Genomic DNA, 26,789 nt, shown 5'->3' on the forward strand with positions numbered 1-26,789 from the left:
TACCGTTTGCCCTGGTTGGGGCACCTCGAGATCCCCCTCACATAAATAGTCATCTCAGATGCGAATTATGTAGGTTCAGATCATGCAACTGACGCAGTTCACCGATCTGGGATTGCGCGTCGTCATGCGGTTGGCCGTACTCGACGCGGATGCCTCCCCCAGCACTCGGGATGTTGCGCAGCAGCTCAACGTGTCGTATTCCCATGCCACCAAGGTGGTTACACGGCTCGGTGAGCTCGGCATCGTGACAACCAGGCGCGGCCGCGGCGGTGGGCTTTCCATCACCGAACTCGGCCGCACCGCCACCATCGGCTGGCTGGCCAGACGCCTCGAAGGCCCGGGTGAAGTCGTCGACTGCGAAGGCGACAAACCGTGCCCACTGCGCGGAGGTTGCCTCCTTCGGAGCGCTTTGCGCGAAGCACAGGAAGCGTTCTTCGTTTCACTCGACGCGGTCACGATCGAAGACGTCATCCGGCAGCCGTCCAAAACTGTCCTGCTACGCCTCACCACCCGGAGCGACGAAGCAGGCTGATCAATCGAATTTCGACCGAACGGAGCAGCTCATGCTTTCCCCACAGTCAACCGAGGTCATTCGCGCCACCCTTCCCGTGGTCGGCGCTGCCATCGGCGATATCACAACCCTGTTCTACCGCAGGATGTTCGACGCGCATCCTGAACTCGAACGCGATTTGTTCAATCGCGGCAATCAGAAGCAGGGCGAACAGCAGAAGGCTCTCGCCGGCGCCATCGCGGCATTCGCGACGCTTCAGCTCGAGCCGGACAGCGCCAAGGTCGATCTCATACTTTCACGTATCGCCCACAAGCATGCGTCGCTGGGAATCACGCCCGACCAGTACGCAATCGTGCACGAACACCTCTTTGCCGCGATCGTCGAAATACTCGGCGATGCAGTCACTCCCGACGTCGCAGCAGCCTGGGACGAGGTCTACTGGCTGATGGCGGAAACCCTCATCACGATGGAGCGTGGCCTCTACCAACTCGCCGGCGTGGACGCCGGTGACGTCTGGCGCACAGTCAGGATCAGTGAACGAGTTCTTCAGTCCGCCGACACCGTCTCACTGACGCTCACGTCGCTCGACGGCAGTGCACTCCCCACCTTCGCTCCCGGACAGTATCTTTCGGTCGGGGTTACGCTGCCCGACGGCGCCCGCCAGATCCGCCAATACAGCCTGTGTTCGACACCGAGCAGCGCAGACTGGCGGATCAGCGTCAAGCGAATCTCCGGAACTCCCGATGGCGAAGTGTCGAACTTCCTCTACAACAACGTATTCGAAGGCCAAGAACTCTCCGTCACCACACCTTTCGGTGATCTCACCATGCCGGACGACAACTCGCCGCTCCTGCTCGCGTCGGCCGGAATCGGTTGCACACCGATGATCGGGATGCTCAATCATCTCGTGGACACCGGCGCTGACCGTCCGGTATCTGTCATCCATGCGGATCGATCCATTGCGGATCACGCGCACCGCGCAGAACTCAGCACACTCGTCGACCAGATTCCCGCCGCAACCCTGCACCGTTGGTACGAGGATCTCGGCACGCACGTTGCGTTCGGATCGGTTCACGAAGGACGGGCGGATTTGCAAGGTATTGCAGTGGAGCCCGATACCCAAGCCTTCCTTTGCGGGCCGATGCCGTTCATGTTGGCGATGCGCGCCTCGTTGCTCGAACGGGACGTCCCGGCGCAGAATATCCACTACGAGGTCTTCGGGCCCGACAGCTGGGCCAACACCTGAGCGGACCACTGCCTGCGAACTGGACCTTGGCGCGCCACAGTAATCCCTTGTGTACTCGACGGAACATACGTACCGAGTAGTGGGAGACCGACATGATCACGTCAGCGTCGATGACGGGAGTCGCGCTGATCGCCCTGGCGATGGTTCTGACACCGGGCCCCAACATGATCTATCTGGTGTCCCGCAGCATCAGCCAGGGCCGCCGGGCAGGTTTGATCTCGCTCGGCGGAGTCGCAACCGGTTTCCTGGTCTACCTCACCGCCACGTGTGCAGGGCTGACGGCGGTTCTCTTCGCCGTACCAACGGTGTTCACCGCGGTGAAAATCGGTGGTGCCCTGTACCTGGCCTATCTCGCCTGGTCGACACTCCGACCAGGTGGGAAGTCCGCTTTCGAGGTGGCCGAGGTCGACCGCCACGGTAGCGGCCGTCTGTTCGGGATGGGGTTGACCACCAATCTGCTCAATCCCAAGATTGCGCTGATGTACGCGGCCCTGATCCCCCAGTTCGTCGATCCCACTGCGGGTCCGGTCTGGCAACAGGCACTCGTACTCGGCGGCGTGCAGATCCTGGTCGCAGTCACCGTCAACGCGTTGATCGTGTGCTGTGCGGCAGCCGTGTCGACCTTCCTCATGGCGCGTCCGGTGTGGATGCGGGCTCAGAAATGGCTAGCTGGTGGCATTCTCGGAATCTTCGCCACCCGCATGGCCCTGGAGTAGTTTCAGTCCTTCGGACGTTGGTCGATCAGACGACGCGCTTTGCCGATCGAGCGTTCGAGTCCGCCGGGTTCGAGAACGCTCACCTCGACCGTGACACCGATCTTGTTCTTCACCAGCTTCTGCAACGCCGAAGACGCTGCCGCATGATCGGAAATTGCCGCGTCAGGGCGAGCCTCGACGCGCACTGTCAGAGTATCCATCCGGCCCGGACGCTCCAGCACACACTGGAATTGGGGTGCCAGGGCGGGGACGGTCAGGATCAGCTCTTCGATCTGTGTGGGGAACAGATTGACCCCACGCAGGATGATCATGTCGTCGGTCCGGCCGGTGACCTTCTGCATCCGACGCATCGAGCGCGCCGTACCGGGCAACAGACGGGTCAGGTCCCTGGTTCGGTAGCGAATGATGGGCAGCGCTTCCTTGGTGAGAGAGGTGAAAACCAGCTCACCTTCTTCACCGTCCGGAAGCACTTCGCCCGTGACCGGATCGATGATCTCCGGGTAGAAGTGGTCTTCCCAGATATGGAGCCCGTCTTTGGTTTCCACACATTCCATTGCCACACCCGGGCCCATGATCTCGGAGAGTCCGTAGATGTCGACCGCATGCATGTCGAGTTGCTGTTCCAGCTCGGTACGCATCTGTTCGGTCCACGGCTCCGCTCCGAAAACTCCCACCCTCAGTGAGGTCTTCGAGGGATCGATGCCTTTCTTGATCATCGCATCCACGATGGTCAACATGTACGACGGAGTCACCATGATGGCGTCGGGCTCGAAGTCCTCGATCAGTTGAATCTGCCGCTCGGTCATGCCACCGGACATGGGAATGACCGTGCAGCCTAAGCGCTCCGCACCGTAGTGTGCTCCCAATCCACCGGTGAACAGACCGTACCCGTAAGCCACGTGAACCTTGTCCGAAGACCGCACGCCGCCGGCCGAGAGACTGCGCGCGATGAGATCGGCCCAGTTGTTCAGGTCGTTGCTCGTGTACCCCACCACCGTCGGGCGACCGGTGGTCCCCGAAGACGCGTGAATTCGCGAGACCCGGTCCTGGGGCACTGCAAACATCTTGAACGGATAGTTCTCACGTAGATCCGCTTTGGTGGTGAAGGGGAACTTCGCGAGATCGCTCAGATCCTTCAAGTCGCTCGGGTGGACGCCGGCGTCGTCGAAAGCTTTGCGGTAGTGCGGAACATTGGTGTACGCGTGCATCAGGGACCATTGCATCCGCTCGAGTTGGAGCGTCGAAATGCGGTCCCGACTGGCAAATTCGATGTCTTGCGATGTAGCAGTGGCGAGTTCGGTCATGATTGTCTCCGGTGGGCTCAGTGAGGGCGCTGTGCGGGCGGTCAGGCGTCGAAATCGACTGTTATCTGTTCACCGACAGGGAAGGTCTGGCAGGTCAGTACAAAACCCGCGTCGACTTCGTAGTCTTCGAGTGCGTAGTTCCTGCGCATCTCGACGTCACCGCAGGTGACCTTGGCGCGACACGTTCCACAGACCCCGCCCTTGCACGCGAAGGGCAGATCCGATCGGTACTGTTCCGCTGCATCGAGAATCGACTGGTCTCGCGGAAGTGTCGCGGTGGTCGATCGACCGTCGAGAGTAATAGTCACCTCGCTGCTCGGTCCGACAATTCCGCGCTCACGATGCACTGCAACCGGCGGAGCGACGTCGTCGACGTAGAACAGCTCGTGATGGATGCGATCCTTGGCAATTCCCAAGCCGGCCAGTACTTCCTGGGCGTCGTTGACCATCCCGAACGGACCACACAACCAGAAGCCGTCGACCTGGTCGCACGGAACGAGAGAGGTGAAGATCTCACGCAACCGGTCGGCGTCGAGACGGCCCGAGAACAACTCGACCTCGCGCGGCTCGCGAGAGAGGACATGAATAACGTCCAGGCGCGCACCGTACCGGTCCTTCAGGTCGGCGATCTCTTCGGCGAACATGACTGAACGGGTGCGCCTGTTCCCGTACAGCAGGGTGACATCGGCCTCGGGGTTCACCAGCAGTGTTGCAGCGATGGACAACATGGGCGTGATTCCGGAGCCCGCCGCGATCAGAACGTGCCGTCCACCCAATGCCGGATCGGCGACAAAATTGCCCGAAGGGCCCTGGACGTCGATTCGATCCCCGGCCTTGACGTCTCGCACCAACCAGGAGGAGAAGAGTCCGTCTGCCACTTCGCGAACCCCCACCCGTGGAGACGCCCCTACCGGTGCACAGATCGAGTAGGAGCGACGGTGTTCGACGCCGTCGATCATCCGCCGCAGTGTCAGTGACTGCCCGGCGCCGAAGTCGAATTGATCGGCGATATCGGCAGGCACGTCGAAGGTGACGGCAACTGCGTCGTCGCACAGTGATTCGACACCGGCGACCGTCAACGGGTGAAATGGTTTGTTCCGGTTCGTCGTTGCAGTACTCATCTGTTCAGATCTCCTTCACGTGATCGAACGGCTCGAGGCAGTCGAGGCAGCGATAGAGCGCTTTGCACAGGGTCGCACCGAATTCCGAACTCAGTCTGGTGTTTGCCGAACCGCACTGGGGGCACAGGATGTCGCGCGGCTTGGCCGTCAAGGTCAAGGCGATCGGGCCGGAGGTGCGACGCGGTGCGGCCCCCGGCACCGAGTACCCGGCCGTCCGAAGTTTCGCGAGCCCCTCTTCGCTGATCCAATCCGAACTCCAAGGCGGCGACAGTTGAGTCTTGATCTGGACGCTGCCGTACCCCGCGTCGGTCAGCTTGTGCTCGATGTCGTCTCGCATCGTCGCCATCGCCGGACACCCGGAATAGGTGGGAGTGATTGTCACACAGACCAAGTTCGCTTCGACGTCGACCGATCGGATGACGCCGAGATCGGCCAAGGTCAACAGTGGCATCTCCGGATCCATCACCGAGGCGACGATCTCCTGCGCGGAAGAGACGGTAGCGGCAGTCACGGTCACCACACCCCTTCCGGATGCTCCCGAGCGACGCTCTGCATTTCGGCGAGAAGTAGCCCCAGTGCCCCGGTGTGCAGTCCGGCACGCCCGCCGCGGCCGCCGACGAAACCGGAGAAACGCGAAGGGGGCTCTTCCATTTCGGCTGCATGGAGGACCTGGGCAAGAACAGCGTCGAACTCCGGCCGAACAGTACGCGGGTCCACTCCGACGCCAACTTCTGCCAAGACGAGTTCGTCCTGAGTGGGAACAAAGAGTTCGTCCACGAACGGGAAGATCTCGAGCAAGGCGTCGGCCGTCCGACGCTTGGATTCTGCCGTGCCGGCGCCCAAGGTGACGACCCATCTTGCCGCGTAGTCGCGGTGATAGGTCAGTTCCTTGACGCCCTTGTTCGCCACAGCTGCGAGAACCGGATCGCGCGACATGCGCAGCCGATCGAACAGCGCCAGCCGCCAGGTCGAGAACACGAGTAGCCGAACGACCGTGTGCGCGAAGTCGCCGTTGGCGAGTTCCACCAGTCTCACGTTGCGGAAACCGAACTGATCACGAAAGAAGGCAAGCGCATCTTCAGCCGGCACCGGTGACGTATCGGAGATGAACGGAACCACAGTGGAATCGGCTGCTGCCGCGCGAGCCAGCAGCAGCCTGGCCTGCCCGATCAAGTCCAGGCCGACGTTGGCGAGAGCTACCTCTTCTTCGAGTTCCGGTGCCCGCGTCGACCATTCGGCGAGTCGCTGCGAACTGACGAGCGCGTCGTCGCCGAGCATGAGGCAGTAGCGCGCCAGCGCACCGAGATCGACATCGCCTGGCACCGTGGTGTCGACGCCGGCGAGGGGGTCGTCGAAGCTCGTTCCGAACGCCCACTGACCGTGGCCGTCACCGTCGACCAGGCCGTCGTAGGCACTGTCGTGATCGTTCATCTGTTGGTCCTCGAAGTCGAAGTGATTCTCACATGTGCGGAACGGAGTCCGGGATGTCGTAGAAAGTCGGGTGCCGGTAGACCTTGTCGCCGCTCGGCGCGAAGAACGGATCCTTTTCTGCCGGACTCGAAGCCACGATTTTCGCGGATGGCACGACCCAGATACTCACGCCTTCGTTACGTCTGGTGTAGACGTCGCGCGCGTGGCGTAACGCCATCTGGTCGTCTGCCGCGCGCAGGGATCCGACGTGCACGTGGTTCAGTCCGCGCTTTCCCCTCAGAAATACCTCGTACAAAGGCCATTCGCCCCGCACCTGATCGCCCTGTACCTGATCGTTCTCGCTCATGATGTTTCCCCAGTCGTGCGATCGTGCGCGAGTCTCTCGCGCTGTGCAAAGGCGTACGCGGCGTCGCGAACCCAGGCCCCGTTGTCGTGTGCGGCTTTCCGATTGGTGATCCGCTCGGCGCTCGCCGCTCCGTTGCCGCGGACCACGTCCATGAATTCGCTCCAGTCCGGCTCGCCGAAATCGTGTGCGCCACGCTCGGGGTTCCAGCGCAGGTCGGGATCAGGGAAGGTCACACCGAGTATCTCGGCCTGCGGTATCGACATGTCCACGAATCGTTGCCGCAGTTCGTCGTTCGTGTGCCGCTTGATGCGCCACTTCATCGACTGCTCGGTGTTCGGCGATTCGTCGTCCGGCGGTCCGAACATCATCAGAGCGGGCCACCACCATCGGTCGACGGCTTCCTGCACCATTGCCCGTTGAGCTTCCGTGCCGCGCATCATCGTCGCCAACAGCTCGAAGCCTTGCCGCTGATGGAACGATTCCTCCTTGCACACACGGATCATCGCGCGCGCATACGGCCCGAAGGAGCTGCGGCACAGCGGAACCTGATTGCAGATGGCAGCTCCGTCGACCAGCCAGCCGATCACACCCACGTCGGCGTATGTCAGCGTCGGATAGTTGAAGATCGAGGAGTACTTCTGCTTTCCCTCGATCAGCTTGGTGGTCAGATCGCCACGATCGGCACCGAGCGTCTCGGCCGCGGAGTAGAGATACAGACCGTGCCCGGCTTCGTCCTGGACCTTCGCCATCAGGATCGCCTTGCGTCGCAACGAAGGCGCACGGGTGAGCCAGTTTCCCTCGGGCTGCATTCCGATGATCTCGGAATGCGCATGCTGGGCGACCTGGCGGATCAGAGTCTTGCGGTAGCCGTCCGGCATCCAGTCGCGAGGCTCGATGCGCTGGTCTGCCGCGATCGTCTCGTCGAACAGGTTCTGCAGGTCTTGTGGAGCTTCCACGTTGGTCATCGTACCTACCTTTTATTACCGAATGATCGGTTGGTAACTAGTATGCACCGAGGTGTCCCAGCACACAAGAGAATCTTTCGCCGCACCAGAAATCAGCGACCCTCGAAAACCGGCTTCTGCTTCGACAGGAAAGCCGTGACTGCGCCTCGATGATCTGCCGTGGAACCCAGCTCCACCTGTGCGTTCGCCTCGGCCGCCAGCGTCTGGGAAAGCCCAGGAGCAACGGCACGGATCAGCGATTTCACGTGGGCGAAGGCCGCGGTGGGTCCGTCGGCAAGCCGACGCGCGAGTACCCGAGCCTCAGCTGCGACGTCCTCGTCGGCCACCACGCGATGAACCAAGCCCCACTCCAGCGCGCTCTGCGCGTCGAACTTGTCGCCGAGCAACATCAGGCCACTGGCGCGGCTAGGTCCGAGCGCGTGCACGAGCGCATGACTGAGCCCGGAGTCACTGGCCAGACCGATGCCGGTGAATGCCGTCGCAAAGCTCGCGCGAGCCCCCACGACACGGATGTCTCCGGCCAACGCGATTCCCAACCCGGCCCCGACGCAGGCTCCGCCGATACCCACCACCACCGGGACAGAGAGCGTCGACAGCGCCGTGACGATGGGGTTGTAGTGCGCCTCGACGGTATCCATCGCGTGCGCCGGATCAGCATCCAACGCTGCGGCGTGCTCGCCCAGATCCTGACCGACGCAGAAGTTCTTGCCTTCGGCGAGAATCAACACCGCTCGAACCTCTGCGTCCGCGTGGACCTGCAGCAACGCTTCGAGCAGCTGAGACTTCATTTCGCCGTTGACGGCATTGGCGGCCTTGGGTCGGTCGAGAGTGATTGTCGCCAAACCTCGCTCGATCTCCAAGCGAATCACGTCAGTCATCGATGTTCCTTTCGCAGGCAGTTCGGTTCAGCTCCATGTGTGAAAACCCTGTCCCGTCTTGCGCCCCAACTCGCCGCGAGCCACCTTCTCTCGCAGCAGTGCTGGAGGTGCAAATCGATCACCGAGCGTGCTCGCGAGGTGTTCGGCGATCGCCAGGCGCACATCCAACCCGACCAGATCTGTCGAACGCAGCGGGCCCATCGGATGCCGATACCCCAATTCCATTGCTCGGTCGATCGATTCCGCGTCCGCCACACCCTCTTCGAGCATGCGAATGGCTTCGAGCCCGAGACCGACACCAAGCCGGCTGGTTGCAAAACCAGGTGAGTCGTTGACGAGCACCTCGGCTTTGCCGAGCATCGACACCCATGCTCGTACCGAGTCGACAACCTCGGGGCGGGTCTGAGGCGCCCGGACGATCTCGACCAACAGCGACGCCGGGACTGGATTGAAGAAGTGCATACCGATGAACCGGCCCGGATCCGTCAGCGCTGCGCCGAGCTCGGCGATCGACATGGAACTGGTGTTGCTGGCGATCACGGTGCTTTCTCCGGCAACGGTTTCCGCAGCGGCGAGCACCTCGACCTTGAGGGCCGCAATTTCCGGGACCGCCTCGACGATCAGGTCGAGCGACGGTGGCAACGAGGTCACTGCGTCCACGGTGCTCACGCGCGCCAGCACCGTCGCGGGGTCCTGGTCGTCGAGTTTCCCTCGCTCGTGGGCTCTGTCGAGGCCGGCGGAAACACGCTGCAACGCGGCCGCGGTGTCGCCACTCTCCGCGATGGTGACCGCCCCGCCGAGACTGGCGAACACCTGGGCGATACCCGCACCCATGCGTCCACCGCCGATGACTCCGACGGTCTTCGGTGCAACTGCTTCAGTCATGATTTCTTCTCCAGGAAGGCCGTCATGCGATCGCGCTTGTCCGAACTCTCGAACAGGACGGCCTGGGCGATGTCGTCGGCAAACGGATGCGATCCCGGCGCATCGACGATGATCTTGGTCAATCGCAGTGCCAGCGGGGACAGTCGGGAAATGCGGTCGAGCAGCCGATGCGCTGCGTCGACGTGGCAGTTCGGTTCGGTTACCTCGACAACCAGGCCCGCTCGTAGCGCCTGCTCGGCGTCGAGGTTTCTGGCACCGAGGAGCACCTGCTTCGCGATCGAGACGCCGACGAGCTTCGGCAATCGATAGCTGGCGCCGGCGGCTGCCATTATGCCGAGATTGGGCTCCGGATTCCCGAAGACCGCCGTCGTTGTCGCGATGCGAATGTCGCAGGCGTAGGTCAACTCTGCCCCACCGCCGAGCGCGTAGCCGCTCACGGCGGCCACGGTGGGAAGCGGGAGCTTTCCGATTCGGTCGAACAGCGTGCGGTTGATACCCGCGAACGCTTCCTCTCGTCCGCGCTCTCGGAGCTCCGCGATGTCAGCGCCGCCTGCGAAGTTGTCGCCGCGCCCCGCAAGCAGGAGCAGCTTCGGATCCCGTTCGAGGCGTCCACAAACCTGATGCAGTTCGTCGATCATTTCCGCGTTGATCGCATTGCGTTGCGCGGGCCTGTCGAGGGTGACCACGACGCGATCCTCGCGCTCGTCCACGTGCAGGGTGTTCACATTCGCTCCTTCTCGCTCTCTTACATTAATAACCGAACATTCGGTCGTTTGGCAAGAGTGAAAACGCGGTTGGTGCACAGCTTTGCCCGAACTGAGAAGATGGGGGCATGACTACGGCACGCCCCACTCGACGCACCGGCCTCCCCGGACGTCCCGGCTACGACCTCGATTCGCTCTTAGCCGTGGCTGTAAAGGTGTTCAACGACAAGGGCTACGACGGCGCAAGCATGGAGGTGCTCGCCAAGAAACTCGGCATCACGAAGTCCTCGATCTACCACCACGTGTCCGGCAAGTCGGAACTTCTCGAACTCGCACTTTCGCGTGCCCTCAACGCCCTGTTTGCGGTCACGACCGAAGAAGGCGCCACCACCGGTCCGTACATCGACCGGCTCGAATACCTGGTCCGGCGCAGCGTAGAGGTGCTGGTCGCAGAGCTTCCGTACGTCACCCTGCTCCTGCGCGTCCGCGGCAACACGACGGTCGAGCGGGCCGCGCTCGCCCGTCGACGCGAATTCGACAACTTCGTCGGAGGTCTCGTCGCGTCCGCCGCAGCGGAGGGAGACTTGCGCCCGGACATCGAACCAGCCCTCGCCAGCAAGCTGATGTTCGGCACCGTCAACTCACTGATCGAGTGGTACAAACCCCGAGCGGGTGAGTCCGTCTCCGACATCGCCGACGCGGTCGTCGCCGTCACTTTCGACGGACTTCGCAAGGCCTGACTCCAGGCAGTTCTGCCGAATCCTTGACAACGCGGCATTACCGGGCGATCGTAATTACCGACCGAACGTACGGTGAGATGGAGTTGTCGTGAGCAGACTGTTGGAAAGCTATGTGGCCGGTCAGTGGTACGCCGCATCGGACGCAGGTACCCCGTTGCCGAGCGCAGTGGACGGATCGGAGGTGGCCCGGATCTCCGCAACCGGCATCGACCTCGCCGAGATGGTTACGTACGCACGCGAGGTCGGCGGGCCTGCACTGTCCGCGATGACCTTCCACGAACGTGCCGGCGCGCTCAAGGCTCTCGCCCTCACGTTGATGGCAGGAAAAGCCGAGTTCTACACACTCTCTACTGCCACCGGCGCGACGACGCGAGATTCCGGGGTGGACATCGACGGCGGATTCGGGACCCTGCTGAGCTACGCGAGCAAGGCTCGGCGCGAATTGCCCGACAGCACAGTCTTTCTGGACGGAAACGTCGAGCCTCTCGGCAAGGGCGGAACCTTCCTCGGGCAACACATCTATACATCACGTCGCGGCGTCGCCGTGCAGATCAACGCCTTCAATTTCCCGGTGTGGGGGTTCCTGGAGAAGCTGGCACCGGCATTCATCGCGGGGGTGCCGTCCATCGTCAAACCTGCCAGTTCCACGGCATATCTCACCGAACTCGTCTTCCGGCGCATCATCGAGTCAGGCTTGCTCCCAGAGGGTTCCGTCCAACTGCTCTCCGGTAGTGCACGCGGCCTCCTCGATCACCTCGGCGGGCAGGACTCAGTGGCATTCACCGGATCCGCCGACACCGCAGCAACGCTGCGTGCTCACCCGAACGTCGTCGGCAAGGGTGTCCATTTCAATGCCGAAGCCGATTCACTCAACGCGTCGATCCTCGGCGAGGACGCCATACCAGGAACGCCCGAATTCGATTTGTACGTCAAACAACTCGTCACCGAGATGACGGTCAAGGCGGGCCAGAAGTGCACGGCGATCCGGCGCGCCCTGGTCCCGCTCTCGCTGGTCGACGCCGTTGTCGATGCCGCATCCGAGCGACTGAACAAAGTTGTCGTGGGACACCCCGATGCTGATGGCGTCACTATGGGAGCTCTCGCCAGCATCGAACAGCGTGATGAGGTCTTGAAATCCATTCGCGGTCTGACGAAGTCGGCAACCATCGTATTCGGAGACCCGGACAACGTGGACGTGGTCGGTGCCGACGGCCAGTCAGGAGCCTTCCTTTCCCCAGTCCTTCTCCGGGCGGAAGAGAATGCGCACGAGGTACACGAACTGGAGGCCTTCGGACCCGTCAGCACCGTCATCGGATACGACGGCATCGATCATGCGATCGAACTCGCGGCCCGTGGCGAGGGAAGCCTCGTCGCCTCGGTGGTCACTGCCGACACCGACATCGCACGTCGACTGGTGCTGGGTCTCGCAGCTTTTCACGGCAGAGTGCTCGTGCTGAACCGCGACGACGCCAAGGAATCCACCGGCCACGGCTCTCCCCTTCCAGTCCTCGTACACGGCGGTCCCGGCCGTGCCGGCGGCGGTGAGGAGCTGGGTGGCATCCGCGGAGTTCTGCACCACATGCAGCGGACCGCCGTACAGGGCACACCCGACGTCCTCACCGCAGTCGGCGAGCGCTGGTTCACCGGATCGCAGCGCACGACCGGATCCGAACATCCATTCCGAAAGAGTCTCGCCGAGTTGAAGATCGGTGACACTGTTGTCGGCGGTCCGCGCCAGGTCACACTCGCAGACATCGATCATTTTGCAGAGTTCACCGGTGACACCTTCTACGCTCACACCGATCCGGTGGCCGCTGCGGCGAATCCACTCTTCGGCGGCATCGTCGCGCACGGCTATCTTGTTGTCTCACTCGCTGCGGGCCTGTTCGTCGACCCGGCTCCCGGCCCGGTTCTCGCGAACTTCGGCGTGGACAGCCTCAGGTTCCTGACTCCGGTCAAAGCCGAAGACAGCCTGACGGTCACCCTCACAGCCAAGACCATCACACCTCGCAGCAGCGCCGACTACGGTGAGGTTCGTTGGGACGCCGTGGTGACGAACCAGGACAACGATCCGGTCGCGACATACGACGTCCTGACTCTGGTAGCCAAGACTCGCCCCGAAGGGAATTGAAAGCACATGACCTATCGAGTAGCAGTGTGTTACGGACGCCCCACCGATCCGGAGGCTTTCGACAAGTACTACAACGAGATCCACGTCCCGCTCGCCAGCGCAGTGCCAGGGCTCTCGGACTTCACGTTCAGCAAGTGCTCGACGCTGGACGGCTCCGATCCAGTCTTCTATGCCGTCGCCAACCTCGAGTTTCCCGATCTCGAGACTATGCAGAGCGGCCTGAAGTCCCCGGAGATGGGCGCCGCTGGAAAAGATGTCGCAAACTTTGCCACCGGCACGGTCGACATGTATGTCCAGGAAGTTGTCTCGGTCCTCTAGACCCCTGCAATTTCCCGATCACACAGGAGTTGTCTCGTGAGTACAGGAAGCATCACCGCCAGAGAGATGTTCGACGCGGACCAGGCATCGCAGGCACTCGGTATCGAGATTTCCGAGCTGGCGCCCGGTAGCGCAACCGTGACCGTCACCGTGGGCGAAACCATGGTGAACGGTCACGGAATCACACACGGCGGTTATGTTTTCCTGCTCGCGGACACCGCGTTTGCGCTCGCCTGCAACGGCTACGAGGATTCAGCCGTTGCAGCGCGCGCGGACATCAGATTTCTGCGTCCGACCCGTCTGGGCGACACCTTGACCGCGATCGCCACCGAGAAGGCTCGAGGCGGCCGAAGTGGGATCTACGACGTGACCGTTCGCAATGGCGACACCGTCGTGGCCGAGTTCCGCGGCGACAGTCGAACCATCACCCGCTGAAATTCAGCCCACGGTGTATCAGCCCACGGTGTATCAGCCCACGACGGGAAGTTCGAGGGGGCCGGAACCGTCGGCAAAGATCGTCACCGGCATACCTTGCAGTCCCCCACGGAAACTGATGTCGCCACCGGTGATCGCGAGACGCACGGAATGCCCTGGCTCGAATCGGTGCACTATCGCCGGCATCGCCACCGGCACCGGCTGCGACGGATCACTGATGCGTATGGGCGCGATGAGTCCGTTGATCAGCGAGGAAGTTCCGTCCGGAGCCACGTCGTAGAGTTTCGCGAACACCACCGGCTGTCCGGGCGCCGCAACACGCAGCGTCACAGTGGGGGCTCCCACCACGTCCATAGCCTCGGTCATCGGCGCAGTGGTCCAGAGCGCCTCGGTTCCCGGAATCTGTGCATTCGGAATGTTTCCGGCCGGATTGATATTGAGTGGCTCTACGCCCGTCGGCAGCCCAGCCGGTGCGGTGACGATCGTCTTCGAACCCGGTATCAGCGGCGTGCCGTCCGGTAGCAGTCCCCCGTCAGCGGACAGATGGAAGGCGCGAGCGGTCCCGACATCGACGGTGTCGGACGTCGCGTAGGCCGGTGCCGCGTTTCCCTCGTAGTCGATCCAGTTGCGGAAATACGCGAATTCCGGGCCGGTCTCGGTGTTCTCGTCCTTGAGGTAGTGATCGAACCAGTCCATGAAGCGACCGGTCTCGTACTGGGTATCCTCGTCGGGTGCGGAGAAGCTGAACTCGCCCGGCGCAGCGGCCAAGTGGCTGTGCCCCCACGAATGCCAGATCATCTTGGCATCGACGCCACGATCCTTCAGCGCGTCGTAAGTCGCGGTTGCCTCGTTCAGATCGAACAGGGTGTCCTGTTGCCCCTGAGCAAGCAGTACCGGGATATTGATCCGGTCGACGAACGACGAGACCGATGACGCTCGTAGCTCACTCACTACTTGCGGTCCGATGTCGCCGGTCACCACTGCCTCGGCGATCGCGTTGCACATGTAAGGGACGTAGTTCGGGCAGCCGGGTAGCCGTGCGGGATCTGCGATGTAACCGTCCACACCGGGATTCGCGATGCCCGCGCCGAAGAGCAGCGATGCAAAGAGCACCTTCGCTGCTCCCGGCTCCGCAGTCGACACTCCGGAGATGGTCCCGATGCTGTTGGGCGCCAGAGAATACGAGAGATCGTTCCAGGTGATCATGGGGATGATGGTGTCGATGCGGGGATCGACACTCGCGGCGGCGAATTGAATGCCGCCGCCGTAAGAGCCACCCGTCATTCCGACCCGCGGGTCGTTCGTCGACGGTGCACCGGTGTGATCGACGGAGTCCTGAACGACCGTGGTGAGCGCCGGATAGGGCTGCGTCAGAGCCTGATCCGTGAAGGCAATCCCTTCTTGGCCGCCGAGGAAGCTGACCAACTGGGAAGCGGCGACACCGTCGTATGCGGGAGAGTCGAGTGTGATCTTGCAACTCGTGCCGCCGAAACCCAATCCCGAATACGTCAGTCCGACATACCCGTTCTCGGCGAAGTTCTGCAGGGCCGGAATCTGGTCCTTGTACGAACCGCCGAACCCGTTGGTGGTCAGGATCGCGGGAGCTGGGTTGTCAGCGTCGACGCCATCGGGAACAAAGAGTTCACCGACGACGGTGCACGGCGTCGAGAGTTCAGGCCCGACATCGACCGAGAAGTACAGCAGCTGTGACGAATACGAGCCGTTCGGTGAATCCGCGAGCGCCGGCGGCGAAAAGCCGAGGGCGCAAACCACGAGCGTGACGACACTGATCGCTGTTCTCCGGCGCACCTGAAAACCGTACACCCGGATCTGTTCTCCACCAGCTCAATCCGGCGCGTGCCGCCAACGTTTTCTCGCGAAAGTCACGCCAGACCGAGCCGACCTCTACTTGACCGTCAAGGTGCCGCGCATGCTCGGATGATAGGTGCAGTGGAACGTGTACGTTCCCGGCTCGTTCGGCACCGTGATGGTTTCCGTCTCGCCGGCCTCGATGTCCTCACTGAACAGTCCTGCCGTATCGGACGTGACCGAGTGTTCGACGGTGTCGTTGTTCTGAATGGTCAGTACCTGACCAGGCATCACCGACTCCGGTGTCGAATACTCGAAGCCGCTGATCACGATTCCCATCGACGACGCTCCCGGCGTCGACATACCCAGAGGCATGCTCGGCATCGACATACTGGTCGGCATGCTGGTCATCGGCATACTGGTCATCGCCATGCCGTCGTGATCGGCCGAATCGTTGTCCGACGAATCGTTGTTGTCACTGCACGCGGTCAGTGCGAACACCGCCAGGATCAGCGCTGCGAGCACTGCGAGAATCCGCTTCATTGCTTCGCCTCCTGCTCGTTCCCCCGCAGTCTGCTGATTACCCGCCGCCTAGGGGGCCAAACAGCTCCGATGTGGTGCCTGCGGCGCTGATGGTGCACGATTTCTGCACCAGCTCCACTCGCGGACCGACACTGAAGGAAACAGCACAGATGGCCAAGAGCAAAACGTCGAAGGCAGCCCAGCCGAAGGCGTCGAAGGCAGCGCAGCCGAAGGCTCCCAAGACAGCAGAGCCGAAGGTAGCCGAGAAGGCTCCCGCCGTTCTCTGGAAGGACCTGCCGGACGAGCACGACTACCCGGCGGCCCGCGATTACCTCCAGTTGGGCGCGACGCCGGTTCAGGTCCAAGCTCTCGTGTACGCCCTCAAGACGGCGACGCTGGTCTCGAAGAAGGCCAAAGACATCCTGCGGGCTGCTGGGCTCCCTCTGCTTCCGGTCGACAACCCACACGTTGCTACCGACCTGTTGAAGATCCGCAAGGGGATCGCGCTGTCGCCGATCCTGCTGGTGCAGGGAGACTTCCGCGCCGGAGTACCGGCGCAGATCGCCGACGGCTACCACCGTGTCTGTGCGAGCTACCACGTGGACGAGAACACCGCCATCCCCGCGAAGATCGCACCCTCGACAGTTAACTCGTAGGTCGTCGATGACCTTCGGCATCCTTGCCCTCGTCGCGCTGGCCGGCATTCTCGGCCCGCTGCTCGGCGCTCGCGTCAGCTGGCATGTCCCCGTGGTGGTCGGCGAACTTGCCGCGGGCGTCGTCTTCGGTGTCACCGGTTTCGGGCTGCTCGACTCTTCGGACCAGACTTTCACGTTCCTGGCCGATATCGGATTCGCGCTCACGATGATGGTGGCCGGCTCACACGTCCCGGTTCGCGATCCGGCAGTCCGTGCGGCAATCGGCAAGGGTGCCGTTCGCTCGGTTGTCGTCGGACTTCTGTCGGTTGTTGCCGGCTACGGTGCGGCGACGGCATTCGGCACCGGTCACGCCGCGCTGTACGCGGTCCTGATCGCGTCGTCGTCCGCGGCGTTGATTCTCCCCATCGTCGATTCGCTGGGGCTCGGCGGAACCTCGGTTCTGCAGATGACTGCCCAGGTCGCGATCGCGGACACCGTCTGCATTGTTGCGCTGCCTTTGGTGATCGATCCGGACAATGCCCCTCGTGCCGGTGTCGGCGCACTGGCTGTGGCGGCGTGTGCGGTTGCCTTGTTCTTCGTACTGCGAGCCTTCCACCGGTCCGGCCATTGGCGAAGGCTCCACAAATTCTCGGAGAAACGAAAGTTTGCACTCGAACTCCGGATCAATCTGGTGATCCTCTTTTCTCTGGCAGCGCTGGCGTCGAGCACTCACGTGTCGATCATGCTCGCGGGCTTCGCCTTCGGGCTCGTTCTTGCCGCGATCGGTGAACCCCGCCGCCTCGCCAAACAGCTCTTCGCCATCACCGACGGCTTCTTCGCTCCCCTCTTCTTCGTCTGGTTGGGAGCGGCGATCAATCTGCGCGACCTCGTCACCCATCCGTCCGCCATCTGGCTCGGATTGGTCTTGGGCGGAGCAACTCTCGTGGTTCACGCCGCGATACGCGCCCTCGGTCTCCCGCTCCCTCTCGGCGTGCTGTCCGCCGCACAACTGGGAGTACCGGTTGCCGCAGTTACGGTGGGCACTCAATTGGGGGTGATGGGCGACGGTGAACCCGCAGCCATCCTCCTCGCCGCCATGATCACGATCGGTGCAGCAACGCTGGCGGGTGCTGCCGCGTCGAAAGCTGGTCTCACGAAGCCTGCTTGACCGCGGCCCTCTCCACCGTCAGCAAGCTCTCCTCCGAATGTTCGGCGTGATACGCCGCGCCGCCGCCGCGGACACCGAAGAGTCGCTTGCTCCAGATCAGCCATACGACGGCAGCGATGTTCACCAGCAGCAACCCGGCCCTCAACCACGTGATCTTCTCGGTCAATTCGTAGATTTCGAGGGGCAGGAACAAGCTGGTCGCCACCACCGCGAAGTACTCGCCCCAGCGTTCGACCATCCACAGGCCGACTGCCTCGATCACTTGAAGGCCGGCGTAGACCAACAGCCCGACTGCGATCCAGGTGAGCGTCGTAGCGGACAACGAAAACGCCTGCTCGATGTGATGGACCAGTTTGGAATCGTCGATGTTCCAGCCCAATTGACGGGCAAGTGGCCTGATCAACGGCAATTCGTTCTCGAAGGCGTCCTCGGCGCGACCCTTCGACGATCTCAGTTCGAACACACCGATCGCCAGAAGAACCAAACCCAGAGCGCGGAACATTCTCTCGGTGGCGAGAAGTCGCATGATCAACCGGTCGCGAAGCAGCCTCCCCCGCGGAACCTCGGGGGCGGCGTCCGCCGGTCCCGATGCTCGGGGCGCTCCCGGGACGAAGTTGCCGCAACGTAGGCACCGCCACGCCTGACCCACCGCAGTATCCACATGTAGTCGATCCCGCAGTTCAGGTTCGTCCGGAGCGTAGGTCTCGTGACCGTGCCAACTGCACGAGCGCAATGCGAAGTCCACGGGTGAACTCTATGCCGCATATGCCCGGTAGCGTGGATACCCGCTGACCGTGCACTTCGAACGATGAGGATTCCGATGACAACCACCAAGATCGAAACCCGGCATGGCGTCATGGCAGTCGACGACAGTGCCACCGACGGTTTTCCGGTTGTCTTCATCCACGGGAACTCGGCCAGCCGCTCCATCTTCCGTCATCAGGTCGACGCCGACTGGGCCGGCGACTACCGCATGATCACTCTGGACCTACTCGGCCACGGCGACTCCGAGGACGCGAGCGATCCCGAAGCCGCATACACGCAGAACGGTTACGCCGACGCCATCGTCGATGTTCTGACCGAACTCGGCGTCGAAAGAGCCGTTGTCGTCGGCTGGTCGCTCGGCGGACACATCGCTCTCGAGTTGATCGCGAAATTCCCCGGGCTCACCGGAATCGTCATCACCGGTACGCCGCCGGCAAATCCCGAGACGCTCGGCGACGCCTTCAATGCCGGCGACGGATTGTCCATCGGCGGCACCGAGGTCATCACCGCGCAAGAAGCCGAACTCTACGCACGAATGACCGCCGTTCCCTTCGAGCAGGCTGCCCTCGACGCCGCGATACGCACGGACGGACGCGCTCGCAAGATCATGTTCGACGCATTCGGCGCCGGCCGCGAATCGGATCAGAAGGCTCTGGTTGCAACGGCGTCTGTGCCTCTCGCGGTGATCGACGGCGCCGAGGACCCGTTCGTGAACACGTCGTATGTCGCGTCGTTGACCTTCGCGAATCTCTGGGAGGGCACGTATCACGTGATTCCCGGTGTGGGGCATGCAGCGTTCTGGGAAGCCCCTGAGGTGTACAACCCACTGTTGCAACGATTCCTCGGCAGTTTCGCACAGTAACCTGCTGGACAACCTGCTGGACGCGGCGTCCTATGAGATAGAAGCCACTCGACAATCCGGCCATGTCCGGATCATTCATCGCCGTCCTACAGTTCGGAAAACGACTGGAGGCACTGCGATGACCATTCTCGAGCACGGCACGGAAACGTGCATCGGTGGACCGACCCTTCCCCAGATACGACGCCTCGTCACCGAAGTGCCCGGCCCCAACTCGCGCGCTTTGGCAAAGCGCCGGAGCGCCGCACTACCGGCCGGGCTGACCAGCGGATCCAGCATTTACGTTGCCGCAGCGGGCGGAGGAGTTGTCGTCGACGTCGACGACAACTCGTTCATCGACTTCGGCAGCGGCATCGCCGTGACCACCGTCGGAAACAGTGCGCCGCGCGTGGTCGAACGCACCACGCGCCAGCTCGGTCAGTTCACCCATACGTGTTTCCTCGCAAACCCCTATGAGGGGTACCTCGAGGTCTGCGAAGCGCTCAACCGCCTGACCCCGGGAGATCACGAGAAGCGAACAGCGCTGTTCAACACCGGCAGCGAGGCGCTCGAGAACGCCGTGAAATACGCACGTGCCGCCACCGGTCGCCCGGCAGTTGTCGTCTTCGACCACGCATTCCACGGTCGCACGTTGATGACCATGACGATGACAGCCAAGAACCAGCCGTACAAGGCCACATTCGGCCCGTTCGCACCAGAGGTCTACCGGGTTCCGATGGCATACCCCTACCGTTGGCCGAGCGGCCCCGAAAACGCGGCCGACGAAGCATTCGCCCAGTTCCGTCTTGCGATCGACACTCAGATCGGCGCCGAATCGGTAGCCGCTGTGGTCGTGGAACCGATTCAGGGTGAGGGCGGTTTCATCGTTCCCGCTCCGGGATTCCTGAAGCGAATCTCGGAATTCTGCCGTGAGCGCGGCATTCTCGTCGTCGCGGACGAGGTCCAGACCGGTATCGCACGAACCGGAGCCTGGTTCGCCAGCGAGAGTGAGGACTTCGTCCCCGACATCATCACAACCGCAAAAGGTCTCGCCGGCGGAATGCCACTCGCCGCCGTGACCGGCCGTGCCGACGTCATGGACGCCGCGCATCCCGGTGGTATCGGCGGTACGTACAGCGGCAATCCCGTTGCCTGCGAGGCCGCCCTGGCAGTTTTCGAGACGATCGAGATGGAAGGGCTCCTCGACCGCGCCAAGGACATCGGCGACATTCTGACCACAGGTTTGTCCGAAATCGCTTCGGACACAGACATAATCGGCGACATTCGTGGACGCGGCGCCATGATTGCAATCGAACTCGTCCACGACGAGGACAAGGCTCCGAATCGCGAGGCCGTCGCCCAGATCGTCAGCTACGCCCACACGCACGGTCTCCTTCTGCTCACCGCCGGCACCTATGGAAACGTCGTCCGTTTCCTCCCGCCGCTGAGCATCTCCGACGAGTTGCTGACCGAAGGACTCGGTATTCTTCGCGACGCTGTGGCCGCAGTCCGATGAGCGTCGCAGTGCGCAGCTTGATCGGCGGAGCTTGGGTCACGGGCAGCGACGGCACACTGACGGACACCAACCCGGCCCGTCCCGACGAGGTTGTCGCCACCGGAGGCCGCGCCGGTGCCTCCGAAATGGCGACCGGTGTTCGCGTCGCCCGCATCGCCGCGAATGACTGGGCCCGCCTGCCGATGTCCGCACGCGGCGCATACCTCACTCGCGCAGCGGAAATCATCGAATCCAACGCTGAGGCCTGGGGCGAAGAACTCACCCGCGAAGAAGGGAAAACGCTGGCCGAGGGTATCGGAGAGGTGCGCCGCGCAGCGCAGATTCTGCGTTACTACGGCAACGCCGCCGACCGCGAGACCGGAACGGTGTATTCCTCCCCACGTAGCAGCGAGCAGATTCTCGTCACTCGCAAACCTCTCGGCGTGGTAGGCGTCGTCACGCCGTTCAACTTCCCGATCGCGATCCCGGCATGGAAGATTGCGCCTGCCTTGGTGTACGGAAACACCGTCGTCTGGAAACCGGCTGCCGCAGTGCCCCTTCTGGCCTTCCGTCTCGCGCAGGCACTGACCGAAGCGGGCCTACCCGACGGAGTCCTGAACATGATCCTCGCCGACAGCGCGGCCGGTGAAGCGCTGGTCGATCACCCGGACCTCGACGCCGTCACCTTCACCGGTTCCACCGGCGTCGGCCGAAAGATCGCGGGATCTGCTGCGGCGCGCGGAGTTCCGGTACAGGCGGAAATGGGTGGAAAGAACGCAGCCGTCGTACTTGCCGACGCAGATCTCGAGCTTGCGGTCGAGCAGGTCATGCTGGGCGCATTTCGGTCAACCGGCCAGAAATGCACGGCCACTTCACGTCTGGTGCTCCATGAATCCATCGCCGAGGAATTCCTGGCCAGGCTGACCGTCGAAGTCAAGCAACTGAGAGTCGGAGATCCACTCGATCCCGACGTCACGACAGGTCCCGTGGTCAGCGCATACGCGCAGCAGTCGATCATCGAGGGGATCAATCGAGCCGTCGACGGCGGCGCCAGGGTTGTGGCCACCGCCGAAGCGCCGCAGTCGGGCTACTACGTCCAGCCGACAGTGCTGGAACTACCGGCGAGCACCGAACTGTGGTTCGAGGAACTCTTCGGCCCGGTACTGGCGGTGCAGCGGGCAGCAACAACCGCAGACGCATTCCGCTTGGCGAACGAGGGCGAATTCGGTTTGTCCGCAGCATTGTTCACGCAAGACCTGACCAGTGCACTTGCCGGTATCGACGATCTGGACGTGGGGATCCTGCACGTCAATTCGGAATCGGCGGGCGCTGATCCCCACGTACCTTTCGGCGGCGCGAAGAGGAGTGGATACGGGCCCAAGGAACAAGGCGACGCGGCACGAGAGTTCTTCACTCACACCACCACCGTCTATCTCAGGGGCGGCCGAGCATGATCTGAATTCGATTCCGCCTGCAGCAGTTCACGAGCTTTGAGTGCGATCCACAACTCGGACCGGGTGTGGGCGGAATCGAGATCTCGGCCGATCAACTCGGCAGCCTTGTCCATGCGGTTACGCAGCGTGTGCCGGTGAACACCCAATTGCGCTGCAGCGGATTCCCATTGACCATTGTGGTGCAGGAACGCTTCGATCGAGTCCACCAGACGGGAACCGTTCTCGGCGTCGTAGCCTTCCAGCACACCGAGACCGCCGGCCGCGATCGACTGCAGAACATCGCTCGACTGCACACTCAACAAGAGACTGAAAGTCCCGAGTTCCGAGAACGGAACGAGCGTGTGCCCTTCGACCTGCCCCACTTTGGCAGCAGAGACGGCCTCGCGCAGACTGGCTGCTACACCGCTCATCGGCCGGACGCCACCGATTCCACCGTTGATACTCCGGCGTGAATTCTCCCGCACTCTCGCATACACACTGCGCGTGACCTTCTCCGCAACTTCACTTTTCACGACGAACCACACACCGGCTCCGTCATTCAGCGGGGCCAACAGGTACGGCACCGACTCTTCTTCCAGGGCCGCTGAAGTGATGTCGGTGGCCGCAAGCAAAGGTCCGACATCGGTCAAGGCAGTTGCCACCACCGTGGTTTCGGATTCGAATCCGAAGTACCGCAACAGACTTTCGTCGACGTCACCGCCGGCCTGGCGCACCATCGTCGTAACGGCCAACCTCAGCCGCTGTTCGGCATCGACAACCCGCAACGGCTTGGCAAGCTCGATGGTCAACAGCGACACCGTGTGGCCCACCAACAATCGCTCGGACTGATCCAAGGCGGCGTCGGACGCCACGGCCAGCGTGCCGCTCACAGCAAGGCGGTGAATGGCCAGGTGACCGTCGTCGTCCACCACGATCCGGCTGCGCTCCTTACCTGATCGCTCCCTGATGCGTTCGGGCAGAGACGAACTCGCACCTTCCGTCAGAGCCAGCACCGCGCCGTCCCGATCGAGAACACAGACTGCTGCGTGAACGGCTCGACCCAGGGCAGTGATCAGAGCCGGCACCCCGTCGAGCAGGGCACGCGCCAACTTCTCCTGCGCGTCGACCACCGCCTGCACCGTTCGTATCTGGTCGGCGGTCAGTTCGTCGATCACGGCCCGCGAAATGGCGATGAACGGCGTCTCCTTGGCGACGGAAAGCACGGCAAAACCCAGTTCGTCGCCGGCCCTGATGATCGCGTCCGGCACCCTCTCGTGCACGGTGCCGGTGTCGAACGCCAGTGCCACCGCACCGGTCTGCGCGATGCGCTCGACGTACTCGTATTGCTTTGTCGCCGAACGCGGTAGATGCAGCCCCGTCGTCATGACAAGCTCTCCACCGGCGAGCCAACGGGTCGGATCCTGCAATTCGATTGCGTGCGCCCAGCTGATCGACAGATCCACGTCGTCGTGACCGGCAACGATCGTGAGGCCGAGCGAGGTGGTGGCAGCCAGCCGTCGGACAGTCATCGGCATTACCGGAACCTCCGAAGACATTGAACAGAAAGGCAGTGGATAAATGGGCAGTGGACAGAACTGACAGTTTCCAGTTCAGATTTGTACATCAAGTCCATGTTCTGGATCACACGATGAGCTTAGCGTCTCTCCGAAAGAACTGATCGCGTCATGCAATAGGAGCTGAGCCCAGATGCCCGACAGCAGCACCGAAACAGCCGAAGCCGCCAGCGTTCATTCGACACTCAAAACAGGCTTGAAGAAGCGCCACCTGACCATGCTTTCCATGGGCGGCGTCATCGGCGCCGGTTTCTTCGTCGGTCTGAGCGGAATCATCAACCAGGCCGGCCCCGGCGCAGTCATCACGTGCGCGATCTGCGGCATCATCGTGTTCCTGGTGATGCGCATGCTCGGCGAAATGGCCGTGGCCAAGCCGTGTACGGGATCGTTCACCGAATACGCCCGCATGGCGTTGGGCGACTGGGCGGGTTTCACCACTGGCTGGCTCTACTGGTATTTCTGGGTGATCGTCGTCGGCATCGAATCCGTCGTCGGAGCAACCCTGCTCTCCCGGTGGATCCATGGTGTCCCGCTCTGGCTCATGTCAGCGGTACTCCTGTTGGTGATGACCGGGGTCAATCTTCTCTCCGTCAGCAACTTCGGCGAGGCTGAATACTGGTTTGCGGGTATCAAGGTCGCCGTCATCATCGGCTTCATCGTGCTCGGCAGTCTGTTCGTCTTCGGCATCTGGCCCGGCAGTGAAGTCGATTTCAGCAATCTGACCGGCCACGGAGGATTTCTGCCGAACGGCTTCACCCCCGTACTGGTGGGCGTTGTCGCCGTGATCTTCTCCATGACCGGAGCCGAGCTGGTCACGATCGCCGCAGCGGAATCCGCCGAACCCGCCGGAGCGATCAGGCGGGCCACGAACACGGTCGTCTTCCGCATTCTCGCGTTCTTCGTTGTCGCCACCTTCCTCCTCGTGACGATGCTGCCGTGGGATTCGTTCGTCGTCGGCGATTCTCCGTTCATCTCCGCACTCGACCTGCTCGGAATTCCCGGCGCCGCCGACATTCTCAATCTCGTGGTTCTGGTCGCGGTGCTGTCCTGCCTCAATTCCGGCCTGTACACGGCGTCACGGATGCTCTTCGCACTCTCCGTCTACAACGACGCGCCGGCCTGGATGACACGGACCAACAGCCGCGGCGTGCCGGTGAAGGGCGTACTCGCCTGCACCGTGGCCGGGTACTTCTGTATCGCGGCCGGCTACATCTGGCCGGATACGATTTTCTTGTTCCTCGTGAATTCGTCGGGCGCAATCTGCTTGTTCGTTTACATCCTGATCTGTGTATCCGAACTACGCCTCCGACGCCGATGGGAACGCGAAAGCCCCGAGATTCTGAAATTCCGTGTCTGGTTGTATCCCGGCCTGCCGATAGTGGTCACTGGTCTGATTCTCGTGATCCTGGTGGGAATGGGTCTCAACGAACCCACGCGCGCGGAATTCGTCCAAAGCCTGGTCGCGCTGGGGGTCATCCTCGCCGCTTACGGCGTGAGAAAGTCTCGTACGCGAAAAGTCGGATCGTTCGCGACCGCCTCGAACAACGCACACAGCAGTTCGAAGAAGGCTTGAAACAAGCATCGAGTAAGCGCTCGACTCGATAATTGAACCTCTTCCCCGAAAAGAGCCGATCCGATGGAAGCGGTCGAACATAGATTTTCTCTTTATCTAAATTCAAGGCAAAATGGACAGCATGCCGAGCCCTGTCATCGCCTCCGAGGGGCACAGTTCTTGGCGAACACTTCACGAATGGTTCAACGAACCACACGACTACGAGTGGATAAAGCACCAGAGATCCGGCCGGGCAATCATTCCGATCTTCCGAACCTTGCTCGGAATGATGACGATCATCTTCGGACTGTCCGCTTTCTACAAATTGATCGGTCCGGATACGCCGCCGACCACACCCGGCAAAGCTCTTTCGATTTTCATGATCTGTACGTGTGTGGGCATCGCCGCATGCTGGTTCACACAACCGTTTCCCGGACGCCGGGGGTTGCTTGCATTCGGAATATTCGCAGATCTCGGGATCGCGGCTGCCGTCCTCCTGGTGCCGGATCGCTCGTCCGGGACGTTCGGTTGCATCGTCTTCGCGGTCACCGGAACCTTTGCGACGCTTTTTGTCAGCGCAAAGTGGCTTGTCGCTCATGTCGTTTGGTCGACGACCGTCACGACTACCGTTTTCGTTCTTGCATATATGGAAGGCGACGTCGATATCACGACGCTTCTGGCCCGCGGCACCGTTCTTTTCGGAGCTGTCACACTCGTTCCCATTTTTGCGCACCTGACTTGGCGCACTCTCTACCGCGATGCCCAGTATTCGGACCGGGATCCCCTCACTGGACTGTTCAACCGTCGGGGACTGGAAGGGGCAGTCGGCGATCTCTTCGAGAGCGCCCGAGACGATTCTTCATCTCTCGCCTTCATCGTCGTCGATATCGACAAATTCAAAACGGTGAATGATCTTCACGGTCATGCCGAAGGCGATCATGTCATCAGGAGAACCGCGAACCGATTGAGCACACATCTCGGCGAACGCGGAGTCATCGCTCGAACCGGCGGGGAAGAATACCTGGCCGTCATCGCCGGCAATCCCGAATCGACAACCCTGTTGATCGAAGGGATAAACGCGGCGCTGTCGGATTGTTCCGACGCGATCCCCACAACGGTGAGCGTCGGAGCGGTGATGATGACCGCCGAATCGAAGGCGTGGAGCGGCGGTGCTTCCGCAATCCTGGCGGCGACAAATGTCGCGGATTCGATGATGTATCAAGCGAAGGCGGCAGGCGGTAATACGATCCGCTCGGCTCAGATCTGA

The 26,789-nt window shown here is 62.2% G+C and carries 27 protein-coding genes; 14 read left to right on the forward strand and 13 right to left on the reverse strand.

The annotated features are described in order from the left end of the window. The first annotated feature begins 82 nt into the window (after positions 1 to 82). From A0W34_RS26755 to A0W34_RS26765, 3 genes are all read left to right on the forward strand, one after another. Entirely contained in the window at positions 83 to 532 is a 450-nt protein-coding gene (locus tag A0W34_RS26755) for an RrF2 family transcriptional regulator (protein WP_003943059.1), read from the forward strand. A 31-nt stretch (positions 533 to 563) separates the two neighbouring features. Beyond that, positions 564 to 1,757, forward strand: coding sequence for a globin domain-containing protein (locus A0W34_RS26760; protein ID WP_081558552.1), 1,194 nt, complete (start codon positions 564 to 566; stop codon positions 1,755 to 1,757). 92 nt (positions 1,758 to 1,849) lie between these two features. Further along, entirely contained in the window at positions 1,850 to 2,473 is a 624-nt protein-coding gene (locus tag A0W34_RS26765; protein ID WP_081558553.1) for a LysE family translocator, read from the forward strand. 2 nt (positions 2,474 to 2,475) lie between these two features. Here A0W34_RS26765 and paaK read toward each other — a convergent pair whose 3' ends face one another. The 9 genes from paaK to A0W34_RS26810 all read right to left on the reverse strand — a co-directional run bounded on the left by paaK (position 2,476) and on the right by A0W34_RS26810 (position 10,128). Continuing rightward, positions 2,476 to 3,777 (reverse strand): phenylacetate--CoA ligase PaaK, encoded by a 1,302-nt coding sequence (paaK, locus tag A0W34_RS26770; RefSeq protein WP_042446417.1) that lies wholly within the window; start codon positions 3,775 to 3,777, stop codon positions 2,476 to 2,478. A 41-nt stretch (positions 3,778 to 3,818) separates the two neighbouring features. After that, the gene (gene paaE, locus A0W34_RS26775; protein ID WP_064687859.1) at positions 3,819 to 4,898 is read right to left on the reverse strand and encodes a 1,2-phenylacetyl-CoA epoxidase subunit PaaE; all 1,080 of its coding nucleotides are present in this window, start codon (positions 4,896 to 4,898) and stop codon (positions 3,819 to 3,821) included. A gap of 4 nt (positions 4,899 to 4,902) precedes the next feature. Then, the gene (gene paaD, locus A0W34_RS26780) at positions 4,903 to 5,409 is read right to left on the reverse strand and encodes a 1,2-phenylacetyl-CoA epoxidase subunit PaaD (protein ID WP_037130654.1); all 507 of its coding nucleotides are present in this window, start codon (positions 5,407 to 5,409) and stop codon (positions 4,903 to 4,905) included. 2 nt (positions 5,410 to 5,411) lie between these two features. Beyond that, positions 5,412 to 6,329: a 1,2-phenylacetyl-CoA epoxidase subunit PaaC gene (paaC, locus tag A0W34_RS26785; protein ID WP_007730623.1), complete on the reverse strand. Its 918-nt coding sequence runs from the start codon at positions 6,327 to 6,329 to the stop codon at positions 5,412 to 5,414. Positions 6,330 to 6,357: 28 nt separating this feature from the next. Next, the gene (gene paaB, locus A0W34_RS26790) at positions 6,358 to 6,675 is read right to left on the reverse strand and encodes a 1,2-phenylacetyl-CoA epoxidase subunit PaaB (RefSeq protein WP_020909477.1); all 318 of its coding nucleotides are present in this window, start codon (positions 6,673 to 6,675) and stop codon (positions 6,358 to 6,360) included. Continuing rightward, positions 6,672 to 7,640, reverse strand: a complete 969-nt coding sequence (gene paaA, locus A0W34_RS26795; RefSeq protein WP_081558554.1) for a 1,2-phenylacetyl-CoA epoxidase subunit PaaA — start codon at positions 7,638 to 7,640, stop codon at positions 6,672 to 6,674. Before paaA ends, paaB begins: the two co-directional genes overlap by 4 nt. Positions 7,641 to 7,732: 92 nt before the next feature. After that, positions 7,733 to 8,518 carry an enoyl-CoA hydratase-related protein gene (locus A0W34_RS26800; RefSeq protein ID WP_029256503.1) on the reverse strand — a complete coding sequence of 262 codons (786 nt, stop codon included), beginning with the start codon at positions 8,516 to 8,518 and terminating at the stop codon, positions 7,733 to 7,735. 27 nt (positions 8,519 to 8,545) lie between these two features. Beyond that, positions 8,546 to 9,403 carry a 3-hydroxyacyl-CoA dehydrogenase family protein gene (locus tag A0W34_RS26805; RefSeq protein WP_007730617.1) on the reverse strand — a complete coding sequence of 286 codons (858 nt, stop codon included), beginning with the start codon at positions 9,401 to 9,403 and terminating at the stop codon, positions 8,546 to 8,548. Beyond that, positions 9,400 to 10,128, reverse strand: coding sequence for an enoyl-CoA hydratase/isomerase family protein (locus A0W34_RS26810; RefSeq protein WP_081558555.1), 729 nt, complete (start codon positions 10,126 to 10,128; stop codon positions 9,400 to 9,402). Before A0W34_RS26810 ends, A0W34_RS26805 begins: the two co-directional genes overlap by 4 nt. Positions 10,129 to 10,235: 107 nt before the next feature. Here A0W34_RS26810 and A0W34_RS26815 point away from each other — a divergent pair, with 107 nt between their 5' ends. From A0W34_RS26815 to paaI, 4 genes are all read left to right on the forward strand, one after another. Further along, entirely contained in the window at positions 10,236 to 10,847 is a 612-nt protein-coding gene (locus A0W34_RS26815) for a TetR/AcrR family transcriptional regulator (RefSeq protein ID WP_007730612.1), read from the forward strand. An 88-nt stretch (positions 10,848 to 10,935) separates the two neighbouring features. Continuing rightward, positions 10,936 to 12,978, forward strand: a complete 2,043-nt coding sequence (paaZ, locus tag A0W34_RS26820; protein ID WP_081558556.1) for a phenylacetic acid degradation bifunctional protein PaaZ — start codon at positions 10,936 to 10,938, stop codon at positions 12,976 to 12,978. A 6-nt stretch (positions 12,979 to 12,984) separates the two neighbouring features. Next, a complete protein-coding gene (locus tag A0W34_RS26825; RefSeq protein WP_007730606.1) occupies positions 12,985 to 13,296 on the forward strand; it encodes an EthD family reductase in 312 nt (103 codons plus the stop codon). A 66-nt stretch (positions 13,297 to 13,362) separates the two neighbouring features. Continuing rightward, positions 13,363 to 13,731, forward strand: a complete 369-nt coding sequence (gene paaI / locus A0W34_RS26830) for a hydroxyphenylacetyl-CoA thioesterase PaaI (RefSeq protein WP_050794025.1) — start codon at positions 13,363 to 13,365, stop codon at positions 13,729 to 13,731. A 33-nt stretch (positions 13,732 to 13,764) separates the two neighbouring features. Here paaI and A0W34_RS26835 read toward each other — a convergent pair whose 3' ends face one another. Beyond that, complete coding sequence (locus A0W34_RS26835) at positions 13,765 to 15,555, reverse strand: CocE/NonD family hydrolase (protein ID WP_081558557.1); 1,791 nt, start codon at positions 15,553 to 15,555, stop codon at positions 13,765 to 13,767. An 81-nt stretch (positions 15,556 to 15,636) separates the two neighbouring features. Continuing rightward, positions 15,637 to 16,083, reverse strand: a complete 447-nt coding sequence (locus A0W34_RS26840) for a cupredoxin domain-containing protein (RefSeq protein ID WP_054187525.1) — start codon at positions 16,081 to 16,083, stop codon at positions 15,637 to 15,639. Positions 16,084 to 16,355: 272 nt separating this feature from the next. Here A0W34_RS26840 and A0W34_RS26845 point away from each other — a divergent pair, with 272 nt between their 5' ends. Together A0W34_RS26845 and A0W34_RS26850 are read left to right on the forward strand one after the other, a co-directional pair. After that, positions 16,356 to 16,718, forward strand: a complete 363-nt coding sequence (locus A0W34_RS26845) for a hypothetical protein (RefSeq protein ID WP_058226926.1) — start codon at positions 16,356 to 16,358, stop codon at positions 16,716 to 16,718. 7 nt (positions 16,719 to 16,725) lie between these two features. After that, positions 16,726 to 17,865, forward strand: a complete 1,140-nt coding sequence (locus A0W34_RS26850; RefSeq protein ID WP_030536077.1) for a cation:proton antiporter — start codon at positions 16,726 to 16,728, stop codon at positions 17,863 to 17,865. Here A0W34_RS26850 and A0W34_RS26855 read toward each other — a convergent pair. Then, entirely contained in the window at positions 17,849 to 18,610 is a 762-nt protein-coding gene (locus tag A0W34_RS26855; protein WP_003943067.1) for a DUF2127 domain-containing protein, read from the reverse strand. The genes A0W34_RS26850 and A0W34_RS26855 overlap by 17 nt on opposite strands. 75 nt (positions 18,611 to 18,685) lie before the next feature. Here A0W34_RS26855 and A0W34_RS26860 point away from each other — a divergent pair, with 75 nt between their 5' ends. The 3 genes from A0W34_RS26860 to A0W34_RS26870 all read left to right on the forward strand — a co-directional run bounded on the left by A0W34_RS26860 (position 18,686) and on the right by A0W34_RS26870 (position 22,417). Next, a complete protein-coding gene (locus A0W34_RS26860; protein WP_003942939.1) occupies positions 18,686 to 19,492 on the forward strand; it encodes an alpha/beta fold hydrolase in 807 nt (268 codons plus the stop codon). Between the two features lie 118 nt (positions 19,493 to 19,610). Continuing rightward, positions 19,611 to 20,984, forward strand: coding sequence for a 4-aminobutyrate--2-oxoglutarate transaminase (gene gabT / locus A0W34_RS26865; RefSeq protein WP_064443609.1), 1,374 nt, complete (start codon positions 19,611 to 19,613; stop codon positions 20,982 to 20,984). After that, positions 20,981 to 22,417 carry an aldehyde dehydrogenase family protein gene (locus A0W34_RS26870; protein WP_003943062.1) on the forward strand — a complete coding sequence of 479 codons (1,437 nt, stop codon included), beginning with the start codon at positions 20,981 to 20,983 and terminating at the stop codon, positions 22,415 to 22,417. The genes gabT and A0W34_RS26870 overlap by 4 nt, the downstream gene beginning before the upstream one ends. On the opposite strand, the gene A0W34_RS26875 is transcribed toward A0W34_RS26870, so the two are convergent. After that, positions 22,393 to 23,931 (reverse strand): PucR family transcriptional regulator, encoded by a 1,539-nt coding sequence (locus A0W34_RS26875; RefSeq protein ID WP_003942964.1) that lies wholly within the window; start codon positions 23,929 to 23,931, stop codon positions 22,393 to 22,395. The genes A0W34_RS26870 and A0W34_RS26875 overlap by 25 nt on opposite strands. A 172-nt stretch (positions 23,932 to 24,103) precedes the next feature. Between A0W34_RS26875 and A0W34_RS26880 the strand changes: the two genes are divergently transcribed. Beyond that, positions 24,104 to 25,543, forward strand: coding sequence for an amino acid permease (locus tag A0W34_RS26880; protein WP_030536080.1), 1,440 nt, complete (start codon positions 24,104 to 24,106; stop codon positions 25,541 to 25,543). Positions 25,544 to 25,664: 121 nt separating this feature from the next. Then, positions 25,665 to 26,789: a GGDEF domain-containing protein gene (locus A0W34_RS26885; protein ID WP_232329937.1), complete on the forward strand. Its 1,125-nt coding sequence runs from the start codon at positions 25,665 to 25,667 to the stop codon at positions 26,787 to 26,789.

The sequence above is a fragment of the Rhodococcus sp. BH4 genome, assembly GCF_002079265.1.
In the GTDB taxonomy this organism is placed as follows: Bacteria; Actinomycetota; Actinomycetes; order Mycobacteriales; family Mycobacteriaceae; genus Rhodococcus_F; species Rhodococcus_F qingshengii.

Excerpts from the sequence above, each read along its gene's own strand:
- A0W34_RS26755 (WP_003943059.1), top strand. The coding sequence starts at position 83 with ATGCAACTGACGCAGTTCACCGATCTGGGATTGCGCGTCGTCATGCGG.
- A0W34_RS26760 (WP_081558552.1), top strand. The coding sequence starts at position 564 with ATGCTTTCCCCACAGTCAACCGAGGTCATTCGCGCCACCCTTCCCGTG.
- A0W34_RS26765 (WP_081558553.1), top strand. The coding sequence starts at position 1,850 with ATGATCACGTCAGCGTCGATGACGGGAGTCGCGCTGATCGCCCTGGCG.
- paaK (WP_042446417.1), bottom strand. The coding sequence starts at position 3,777 with ATGACCGAACTCGCCACTGCTACATCGCAAGACATCGAATTTGCCAGT.
- paaE (WP_064687859.1), bottom strand. The coding sequence starts at position 4,898 with ATGAGTACTGCAACGACGAACCGGAACAAACCATTTCACCCGTTGACG.
- paaC (WP_007730623.1), bottom strand. The coding sequence starts at position 6,329 with ATGAACGATCACGACAGTGCCTACGACGGCCTGGTCGACGGTGACGGC.
- paaB (WP_020909477.1), bottom strand. The coding sequence starts at position 6,675 with ATGAGCGAGAACGATCAGGTACAGGGCGATCAGGTGCGGGGCGAATGG.
- paaA (WP_081558554.1), bottom strand. The coding sequence starts at position 7,640 with ATGACCAACGTGGAAGCTCCACAAGACCTGCAGAACCTGTTCGACGAG.
- A0W34_RS26800 (WP_029256503.1), bottom strand. The coding sequence starts at position 8,518 with ATGACTGACGTGATTCGCTTGGAGATCGAGCGAGGTTTGGCGACAATC.
- A0W34_RS26805 (WP_007730617.1), bottom strand. The coding sequence starts at position 9,403 with ATGACTGAAGCAGTTGCACCGAAGACCGTCGGAGTCATCGGCGGTGGA.
- A0W34_RS26815 (WP_007730612.1), top strand. The coding sequence starts at position 10,236 with ATGACTACGGCACGCCCCACTCGACGCACCGGCCTCCCCGGACGTCCC.
- A0W34_RS26825 (WP_007730606.1), top strand. The coding sequence starts at position 12,985 with ATGACCTATCGAGTAGCAGTGTGTTACGGACGCCCCACCGATCCGGAG.
- paaI (WP_050794025.1), top strand. The coding sequence starts at position 13,363 with ATGTTCGACGCGGACCAGGCATCGCAGGCACTCGGTATCGAGATTTCC.
- A0W34_RS26840 (WP_054187525.1), bottom strand. The coding sequence starts at position 16,083 with ATGAAGCGGATTCTCGCAGTGCTCGCAGCGCTGATCCTGGCGGTGTTC.
- A0W34_RS26850 (WP_030536077.1), top strand. The coding sequence starts at position 16,726 with ATGACCTTCGGCATCCTTGCCCTCGTCGCGCTGGCCGGCATTCTCGGC.
- A0W34_RS26860 (WP_003942939.1), top strand. The coding sequence starts at position 18,686 with ATGACAACCACCAAGATCGAAACCCGGCATGGCGTCATGGCAGTCGAC.
- gabT (WP_064443609.1), top strand. The coding sequence starts at position 19,611 with ATGACCATTCTCGAGCACGGCACGGAAACGTGCATCGGTGGACCGACC.
- A0W34_RS26870 (WP_003943062.1), top strand. The coding sequence starts at position 20,981 with ATGAGCGTCGCAGTGCGCAGCTTGATCGGCGGAGCTTGGGTCACGGGC.
- A0W34_RS26875 (WP_003942964.1), bottom strand. The coding sequence starts at position 23,931 with ATGCCGATGACTGTCCGACGGCTGGCTGCCACCACCTCGCTCGGCCTC.
- A0W34_RS26880 (WP_030536080.1), top strand. The coding sequence starts at position 24,104 with ATGCCCGACAGCAGCACCGAAACAGCCGAAGCCGCCAGCGTTCATTCG.
- A0W34_RS26885 (WP_232329937.1), top strand. The coding sequence starts at position 25,665 with ATGCCGAGCCCTGTCATCGCCTCCGAGGGGCACAGTTCTTGGCGAACA.